The 8,569-nt window shown below is 56.2% G+C and carries 9 protein-coding genes and 1 pseudogene; all 10 read right to left on the reverse strand.

Annotation, left to right across the window (positions count from 1 at the left end; all coding sequences use genetic code 11):
* A partial coding sequence (locus ACH2EH_RS22005) for an ABC transporter ATP-binding protein (RefSeq protein ID WP_395145115.1) occupies positions 1-1,248 on the reverse strand: 1,248 nt, incomplete at its 3' end.
* Positions 1,238-2,083 carry an ABC transporter permease gene (locus ACH2EH_RS22010; protein WP_395145117.1) on the reverse strand — a complete coding sequence of 282 codons (846 nt, stop codon included), beginning with the start codon at positions 2,081-2,083 and terminating at the stop codon, positions 1,238-1,240. The genes ACH2EH_RS22005 and ACH2EH_RS22010, both read right to left, overlap by 11 nt.
* Complete coding sequence (locus ACH2EH_RS22015) at positions 2,080-3,033, reverse strand: GDP-mannose 4,6-dehydratase (protein ID WP_395145119.1); 954 nt, start codon at positions 3,031-3,033, stop codon at positions 2,080-2,082. Before ACH2EH_RS22015 ends, ACH2EH_RS22010 begins: the two co-directional genes overlap by 4 nt.
* A gap of 48 nt (positions 3,034-3,081) precedes the next feature.
* Complete coding sequence (gene gmd, locus ACH2EH_RS22020) at positions 3,082-4,053, reverse strand: GDP-mannose 4,6-dehydratase (RefSeq protein ID WP_395145127.1); 972 nt, start codon at positions 4,051-4,053, stop codon at positions 3,082-3,084.
* Positions 4,054-4,068: 15 nt separating this feature from the next.
* Complete coding sequence (locus ACH2EH_RS22025) at positions 4,069-4,881, reverse strand: ABC transporter permease (protein ID WP_395145120.1); 813 nt, start codon at positions 4,879-4,881, stop codon at positions 4,069-4,071.
* Positions 4,882-4,898: 17 nt separating this feature from the next.
* Positions 4,899-5,507 carry a hypothetical protein gene (locus ACH2EH_RS22030; protein WP_395145121.1) on the reverse strand — a complete coding sequence of 203 codons (609 nt, stop codon included), beginning with the start codon at positions 5,505-5,507 and terminating at the stop codon, positions 4,899-4,901.
* 12 nt (positions 5,508-5,519) lie between these two features.
* A complete protein-coding gene (locus ACH2EH_RS22035; RefSeq protein ID WP_395145123.1) occupies positions 5,520-5,978 on the reverse strand; it encodes a GNAT family N-acetyltransferase in 459 nt (152 codons plus the stop codon).
* Entirely contained in the window at positions 5,975-6,733 is a 759-nt protein-coding gene (locus ACH2EH_RS22040) for a hypothetical protein (RefSeq protein WP_395145124.1), read from the reverse strand. The genes ACH2EH_RS22035 and ACH2EH_RS22040 overlap by 4 nt, the downstream gene beginning before the upstream one ends.
* Positions 6,730-7,548: an AAA family ATPase gene (locus ACH2EH_RS22045; protein ID WP_395145125.1), complete on the reverse strand. Its 819-nt coding sequence runs from the start codon at positions 7,546-7,548 to the stop codon at positions 6,730-6,732. Before ACH2EH_RS22045 ends, ACH2EH_RS22040 begins: the two co-directional genes overlap by 4 nt.
* A gap of 664 nt (positions 7,549-8,212) precedes the next feature.
* A pseudogene (locus ACH2EH_RS22050) lies at positions 8,213-8,569 on the reverse strand (acetyl-CoA carboxylase biotin carboxylase subunit); the annotation flags it as partial.

Genomic DNA, 8,569 nt, shown 5'->3' on the forward strand with positions numbered 1-8,569 from the left:
ACCAGGCAATATCTCGGTCTGGTAGCGACAGGTGTAGGCACCAGGGAGCAGGAGGGCCGCCTGGGCAGCATCCGGGTCTACCGCGACTTCCAGGGTTCCAGCATACTCAATTGTATCCATGTCCTCGATCTCCGTACGACCCAGCGAGACGCCGAGTGTGTAGAGGCCGGGCTTGAGCAGTAGCTCACCGAGGGTGAAGCGCACCCGCACCACTTCCCCAGGCTCCAGGCGCACGAGCTTGCCCTGAAGCGCCGATGAGCAGTCCACTAACCGATAGGTGTTGGAGTCAGATATCCAGAGTGCCACCGAGGCATCAGTCACAAGCTGCTCGGCCTTGACCGTCAGCTCAAACTGGACTTTGCTTCCATTGTAAACCAGCGGCTGTGGCGCGCCATCGGCAGCGAAGGGCTGGAGCGCCAGTGCGAGAAAACGTCCCGTACCCGTGCCCGTGCGCTGAGCGTGTGTGAGATCACCACCGAGCGCCGTGCTCGTGCGGGTCATGAGCTGGTAGGTGGCGGCGACGCGGGCCACGGGGCCGTCTTCGTGGAGCTGACCGCCGTGCAGTAGCAAAGCACGGGTGCAGAGCGCGGTCACGGCGGCAAGATTATGGCTCACAAAAAATACCGTTCGGCCACTTCCCGCCACCTCCTGCATCTTCCCGAGGCACTTCTTCTGGAACTCCGCATCACCGACGGCTAGCACTTCATCTACGATCAGAATTTCCGGGTTGAGATTAGCAGCCACGGCAAAGCCCAGCCGCATCGTCATTCCTGATGAGTAGCGCTTGACGGGGGAGTCGAGGTGTAGTGCCACGCGCGGCCCCGCGAACTCAATGATCTCCTCGAAGCGATTTTGAATCTCCTTGCGGCTCATCCCTAGAATTGCGCCATTCATAAACACATTCTCGCGGCCTGTGAGCTCCGGGTGAAATCCCGTCCCGACTTCCAGCAAACTCCCGACCCGCCCGTAGAGCGCAATCTGCCCCTCGGTAGGCTCGGTAATGCGCGAGAGTAGCTTGAGGAGCGTGGACTTGCCCGCGCCGTTGTGCCCGATCAGACCGACCACTTCCCCTTGATGGACTTCGAAACTAAGACTGCGCACCGCCCAGAAGTCCTCTTTGGGAGGCTGCTTGCCGCGTAGTGTCGCGAGAAGGTTCTCAGTGAGCGTCCCAGGCCGCGTTCCCTTGGGAGCAATCTTATAGAGCTTGCCAAGGTTCTCGACGCCTACCATCTTGGTGTTAGATGACATCGGCGAACCTTCGCTCCTGCATCCGGAAGATTAACAAGCCCACAAACAAAACCGCAACACTCATCAGGGCGGCGTAGGCAACTTGCCAGGGCGCAATGAGCAGTGTGCCTCCCATGAGCGACCAGCGGAAGCCCTCGATAAGAATCGCGGCAGGATTGCCGACCAGATAGAGAGTTCCCAGGCCGCCTAGCTTTTCCGCCATCTTCGCCAGTGGCCACTGCACCGGGGAGAACACCATCAGAGAGTTTAGCCAGACCGGCAAGACAAACTGCACATCCCGGTAGGAGACCATGAGAGCTGCCGCCATCATCCCCACACCGAGCGCCATGACTGCCAGCGCCCCGAACCACAGTGGGAGTGTCAGAAATGCAAGTGTCGGTACGACATGGAAGAAGGGCATGAGCAGACCAAACGCTGCCAGCGCCACGAGGGTGTCCACCTGCGCCGCGACGGTAGAAGCAACGGGTAGGGTGAGCCTGGGGAAAAAAACTTTTGAGAGCATCGCGCTGTTGCCCACAAGGCACGTGCTAATCTTGAAGATGGAAAGGCCGAAAATAGTCCAAGCGATCTGCCCGGCGAAGGCACGCAGGAAGAATACGCTGTCGCCTTGCGCGAAACCCGCGATTTTTCCAAAGACAAAGCTTGCGATTGCGGAGGTAAGAAGAGGTTGAAGCACCACCCAGACCACGCCGAGCGCTGTCTGGCGGTAGCGCAGTAAGATTTCTTTCTGAGCAAACGTCCGCACGAGCTCCCAGTACTGCACCAGCTCCTGAATATTAAGCGCCGCCAGCCCGTGCGGCGGGCGAACCAGAATCAGCGGCTTTGTCTCGGTCACCAGATATCTACTCCTGTGGAGCGCCACCAGGCCAGTGTCTCCAACAGAGTATCGGTTAAAGAGTGGGTCTTTCTCCAGCCAGTGAGCTGGGAGAGCAGAGCAGGGGAGCCGACGCACTCTGGCATGTCTGAGGGCCGCAGGCGTGCAGGGTCTACTTCCACCGTAACACGTGTCTGCGTCAGAGTGAGGAGCGTGTCCAGAATACTCTGTATGGCTACTGCCTCCCCACTACCAACATTGACAACACGCCAGGGCGCAGGCTCTAGCTCGCAAAGCAGTAAACGATACGCTCGAACGACATCTCTCACATCAAGAAAGTCACGGAGCGCTTCTAAATTGCCGACACGCATGACGGGTGCATCCAGTCCCCGCTCAATCCGTGCCAGCTGCCGGGCAAACCCTGGTGCCACAAAGACCGGGGTCTGACGCGGGCCTGTGTGATTGAAGGCCCGCGTGACCGTGATAGAGAGTTTCTCAGAAGCCAGCGGCTGCACGACGGTCTCCATCTCGGCCTTGGAGTGTGCGTACGGCCCTTCCGGGCGTAGCGTGTCGGTTTCTGTGGCAGGCACGTTTGGCGGCGTGGTGCCATAGACATAGCCTGTGCTCGCCAGATGAAGACGGCAGGGCTTCTCACTCTCGGCCACCGCTTCCACCAGCAGGCGCGTGGCATCCACATTGGCCGCACGAATCACCGCCACATCGGTGCCCGCCCCGGACGCAAAGCCCGCCAGATGGAAGATTACATCGGGTGTGCTCTGCGCTAGTGCTTCCCGGATCTTAGCGGGGTCGCGCAGATCCGCCTCTAAAAGAGGCATGCCATCGGGAAGCATTGCGCCTGACGTATGGCCGTAGGTCGTGCCAAAAAGCTTTGCCAGGGGGTAGTGCGCCGCGAGCTCCGCCGCGAGATACCCCCCGACAAATCCCGTTGCTCCGGTGATAAGAATTCGCATGAACCAGCCCGCCCCCTTTGTTCGCCCCCGTTCATGGGGGCGGCGATTCTACTTGCGCACTTCCAAGCGGGCGATATCGGAGTCAACCATCATGTGAACTAGATCCTTGAAGCTGGTCTTACGCGCCCAGCCGAGCTTGGCTTTCGCCTTCGCGGGGTCACCGATTAGAAGATCTACCTCGGCAGGACGAATGAAGCGAGGATCTATCACGATGTACTTCTGCCAGTCCAGCCCGGCGCGCTCGAACGCGACCTCGACCAACTCCTGGACGGTGTGCGTCTCGCCCGTTGCGATAACGTAGTCATCGGGGGCGTCTTGCTGGAGCATGAGCCACATCGCCTCGACATAGTCGCCCGCAAAGCCCCAGTCACGCTTGGCATCTAGGTTTCCCATGCGCAGTTCTGTTGCTAAACCGAGTTTAATCTTCGCAACACCATCGCTTACTTTACGTGTAACAAATTCTAATCCCCTACGAGGACTTTCATGGTTAAAAAGTATGCCAGAAACGGCGAATAGGTTATACGATTCGCGATAATTCACCGTGATAAAGTGGCCATAGACTTTCGCAACACCATAAGGACTACGGGGATAGAACGGGGTCTCCTCGCGCTGAGGCACTTCAAGCACTTTGCCGTACATCTCCGACGAGCTCGCTTGGTAGAAGCGAATCTTTGGATTTACCGAGCGCACGGCCTCCAGTACCTTGGTGACACCCAGCGCCGTGAACTCGCCGGTTAGCACTGCCTGTGACCAAGACGTCGGGACGAAGCTCTGCGCCGCGAGGTTATAGACCTCATCGGGCTGTGCCGCTTTTAGTGCCTCGATCAGTGAGTACTGATCCAGTAAGTCTGCCTGGACAAGCGTGATTCTGTCCCGCAGGTGCTCGATACGCTCGTAGCTCTCCGTACTGGAGCGCCGCACAACGCCGAACACTTCATAGCCCTTCGACAGCAATAGCTCTGTCAGATACGATCCGTCCTGACCGGTGATACCGGTGATCAGTGCACGTTTACTCAAAATTCTAAGCTCCTCGATCTAGATATATTCGGCAAAGTGGGGCTCGTTGTGTTTGAACACAACAAACCCCACTACCAGAGAGATAAGCGCGACCGCCAGTGCATTTCCCAGATAGGGCCAGAGCGAGTGCAGATTCCCCTGTTCTGGGTCAATCGCACGCAACCAGCCGGTCTGAGGAAACGCCAGTCGGCGCCCCGCTTCCGTGAGTGCTGCCACCGGGTTGAGCAGATAGAGGCTCTGCCACTCGCGTGGTACTTGGTGCAGTGGGTAGATATTGGGCACCAGGAATCCCCACAGGCTCAGCACAATCCCCACGAGATGTCGCACATCGCGGAAGTAGAGATTGGCACACGCTAGTAGCATTCCCCAACCCGTTGCTAATAAAACCACGATTAAGGCAATCGGGATACTCAAGAGAATCCACGGGCCAGGCGCAACTCGGAAAAACAGTAAGAGAGGCAGCAGGCCCACTAAGCCAAACCCAAAGTCCACAAGCTTGGAGAGCACCGCCGCAATGGGGAAGACTTCGCGAGGAAAGTAGACCTTGGTAATCAAGTTCAGGTGCCCCACAAGGCTCTCCGTCGCCGCCGTGAGGCCCGACGAAAAAAGATTCCAGTAGAGCAACCCGAAGTAGGCAAAGACGGGGTAGGGAAGCCCACCTGTTTTCTGACGCAGTATAATCTGCCCCACAATACTGAAGATCAGCGCCGTTGCCAGTGGATAGAGCACCGCCCAAGCATAGCCCAGCACCGATTGTTTGTAGCGAGTTTTCACATCCCGCCCAATCAGCCCCAGAATGAGCTCCCGGTAAGCAGGCGAACGGAATGACATAGCGGCAGACACAGCGCCTATTGTATCGTATGAGGGAAAATCCCGACGAGTACCCCCAGAACCCGCTCCACGGGGTGAAGCGCATACGTTTCGAGATCTACTTCAACCACCGCGCCACGCATCCGTAAAAAGAGAAACAACTCGCCGGTTGTCACCACCCCGTAGATGGCATCTTGCGACGTATTGGCGCGCTCGTTGTAGAGCTGAATTGCCACCATCTCCGCAATACACTGAGGCAGCCCCAAACTTGTATTGTGCTCCTTGGCTTCTACAGCGCACAGAACGGGCGATTCTAGCTCAAGCTGCTGAGCGGATGTGGACAAAAGAAAATCACAAATCCCATCCAGCCCTCGTTTCCGATCCACGTTGAACGTGATCCCGGAGAAGACACTAATTTTTTTATGGAGCTGCCGCCGCACTTCGGCAAGTAGTGGGGCTAAGATCCACTCTGAGCGAGCTTTCTCAGAGCCATTGGGCAGTGCTAGAGGTAAGTTGTCCTCCAGTACCTGAAGCAGTAGAGCGCTAGGAGTAACCGCCGGAAGCTCGCGGAAAATACCTGCCGTCTGCACGATGGAAATCCCAAACTCTGATTCAAGCTTGCTCAGCGTGAAGTTACTGTAGGCCATAAAGGGAGTATATCAACTAGGACGAACCATCTCCACATGTGAAATCCCATCTTCGTCGTAGGGGTCCGATGCCACGACAAATCCCAGGCTCACATAAAAATTAAGCAGATACACCTGTGCCGAGATGCGAATCGCGCACCCCGGCCAGAGCCGCTCCGCTTCCGCAATCCCGCGCTCCATCAGCTCCCGCCCCTGCCCCGACCCGCGCACCGAAACCGCCGTGCACACCCGCCCAATACACGCGTCACTCGGAAACTCTTCATATTTCACTCCTGGTGCAAACAGTCGCAGGCAGGCAACAAGTCGCCCCTCGCCATCATGGCCCATTAGGTGCCACGCCTTCTGATCGTAGCCATCCGCGTCGAGGTAGACGCAGTTTTGTTCCACCACAAAGACTTCCTGCCGCAAGCGCATCAAATCGTAGAGTTCGGTGGGAGAGAGGCTGTCGAAAGCAACCCAGTGCCAGGTCATGCGATTCCTCGGGCGGCGCAGAAGGCACGGGTCATAGCGGCGAAAACTTCCTGATTACTCTGCATTCGTGCAAGCAGGTCGCGGGCCTGGAACTCTACCTCCACTGTGGGAGCAAGTTGTAGGATGTCACAGAGGCTCTGGAGAAGTTGAAGGTGATCCCGGCGTGTGGCTTGGAGGTCGCCATGATGCTGTGGGGGACGATCTTCCTTGCGAAGCTGAAGTATCTCCAGGGTGTGCCTTGCCTGTTCGCTGTTGTTAATAGGATAGGGGACATCGTCGCGCCAGCCGATAAACGCCTCCGCATCGTCTTGAGTAGGATGGATTAGTAGAGGACTCTCCAGGGCAAGATTATCGTGGTGGCTTCGGGCACGCTGCGTTGCATCTCTGAGAGGGAAGAAATCGCGCTTGAACCACTGATTGCACTGTCGGCAACAGACAAAGAGATTGTCCCAGTCGTAGACCAGCCAGTAGTAGCCAGGCGTGAGGCGATCTGCATGGCTCTCCTGGCAGACGGAACTCTTGGGGCGGAAGTGCTCCACATCGCTATCGGAGCCCACCTTGCGCTCGCAGAAACAGCACTTGCCGAACTGATCCTCTACCATGGCATCCTTCACGGTCTTGTGGCCGTAGAGATTTTTATCGAACGCAAATTCCCGCTTGCCACTGTCGTGTTCCTGGCAGAAGCGCTGTGTCGCGTCCACGCCAGCGGTTGCGAGCTTTTCGGGAACCGAAGCTCGCTTTACCACACGGATCATTTCTGGTTCTTCAGGAGTGCGGCAGTGCGGCGGATTAAGTCCATCGCTTCCTGATCGGCAGGACGTGCGGCGGAGGGTAGCTTGTCAAGTTCCGCATCAATCACAGCAACCCGCGCTTGATCTTCTGCCGAAAGCTCCGCCTGCGAGAGAAGACGCTCACGCTCATCGAGAAGCGCCTGAATCTCGGGGGCATAGACGGGCTGCTCTTCAAAGAGCTCGCTCGCCAGAATCTGATCCACGCGCCACTTGCGAATCTCGTCCACATCGTTTTTCACAACCACATGGTCGCCCTCGCGCTTCAGCAGAATGATATTGGCATCGGGTGCGGCCTGCACTACCAGCGGGCTGTGAGCCGTAGCGATGAACTGCGTGCGTGGGAAAATCTCGTCGAGTCTTTTGATCAGCTCCCGCTGCCACTGCGGGTGCAGGTGCAGGTCAATCTCATCCACGAGGCACACCGCAGGCTCCGCGAGCGGGTTCTCACTGTGGGGATAGCGTGCGATCATCCGCGCCGCAAAATCCACCACCCACGCCAGCGCTGTCTGATACCCCAGGCTCAATTCCCGAATCCGCACCCACCCATACGGTGTTTGCGCCTCCGCAATCGGGTCCAGAGCATTGTCGTCGGTTACACGATAGCGGAACTCGGAAACGTCGGGGAGGATCGCAATCAGCGCTTCTTCAACAACACGAAGCCGCCGCTTTGTACGTTCGTCGTCATTGATTCGAGCGGCATAGTCTGCCTTGGAAAGCCAGAGATCGGCATTGATTAGTTGCGCTTCAGAGTCAAACAATGTTTCACTATTGTCAGGCATTTCACTATTATCATGATTGCCAATACGACGCATTCCACCGTAGCCGCATATAAAACAATTCTCTAAAGTTGTGTCGAATTCTAGGTCATGTGAAAAACCATGGTCGGAAATAATTAGACTTAGGCTATATGGGTACACACTTTTAAATAATATTTTAATTTGCGATAGTTCTCCATTATGATTTTTTGAGGGGAACTGACTTGTTATCAATTTTTGATCTTTATATGTTTTAGGCTCTATGACATTCATCATATGAAGAAGTGAATCTGAATTTTGCGAGGGATGGGAAATTTGTGGACTCATTAATGCTATTGATTGAAGTAATGTCGATTTTCCAGTTCCGTTATTTCCGATAATTATATTCCATTTGTGGATTTTATCATGTTTTGGTTCATAAAAAGGTAATTTATCTGATGGAAAACATTTAATATGAGAAAGATGGAGATGATAAATATAAATGGCGATGTGCTGTGAATTATCATCGATTGACAAAAACGCACTCATAACAATCCATCTCCACACGCAATGCCGTTGATACACGGGCGCATAAATGGCCCCGCTGTTGCGGCAAGGAGGCTAAAGCCCCCTCCACCCTCTCCCGTTATCGGGAGGGGGTGGCGTAGAGAGGTACGAATGGAGCCGGGGGAGGGGAACAAGCACCCCATCACAGCCCGAGCTCCTCCATAAGAGTGGGGAGGAACTTGGTGGAGACCTCGTTGTTGCGGTAGCGGCTGTCGGCCAGAATCTGCTTCAGAAAGCTGATATTGGTGGGCAAGCCCTCGATACGTGTCTCGCTCAGACAGCGCTCCATGCGCCGAATCGCCTCGTCGCGGTCCACGCCCCAGACAATCACTTTAGCTAAGTTGCTGTCGTAGTAGGGCGGGACACTGTAGCCAGAGAAGATCTGGGTGTCCACGCGCACTCCTAGGCCGCCCGGAAGCAGAACCTCGCCCATCTTGCCTGCCGACGGTGCGAAGTTCTTGGCGGGGTCTTGCGCCGTGACGCGGCACTCGATGGAGTG

Source organism: Armatimonas sp. (assembly GCF_043760365.1).
Lineage (GTDB): Bacteria > Armatimonadota > Armatimonadia > Armatimonadales > Armatimonadaceae > Armatimonas.

Coding starts and splice junctions, on each gene's coding strand:
- ACH2EH_RS22015 (WP_395145119.1), bottom strand. CDS start 3,033: ATGCGAATTCTTATCACCGGAGCAACGGGATTTGTCGGGGGGTATCTC.
- ACH2EH_RS22025 (WP_395145120.1), bottom strand. CDS start 4,881: ATGTCATTCCGTTCGCCTGCTTACCGGGAGCTCATTCTGGGGCTGATT.
- ACH2EH_RS22030 (WP_395145121.1), bottom strand. CDS start 5,507: ATGGCCTACAGTAACTTCACGCTGAGCAAGCTTGAATCAGAGTTTGGG.
- ACH2EH_RS22035 (WP_395145123.1), bottom strand. CDS start 5,978: ATGACCTGGCACTGGGTTGCTTTCGACAGCCTCTCTCCCACCGAACTC.
- ACH2EH_RS22040 (WP_395145124.1), bottom strand. CDS start 6,733: ATGATCCGTGTGGTAAAGCGAGCTTCGGTTCCCGAAAAGCTCGCAACC.
- ACH2EH_RS22045 (WP_395145125.1), bottom strand. CDS start 7,548: ATGCCTGACAATAGTGAAACATTGTTTGACTCTGAAGCGCAACTAATC.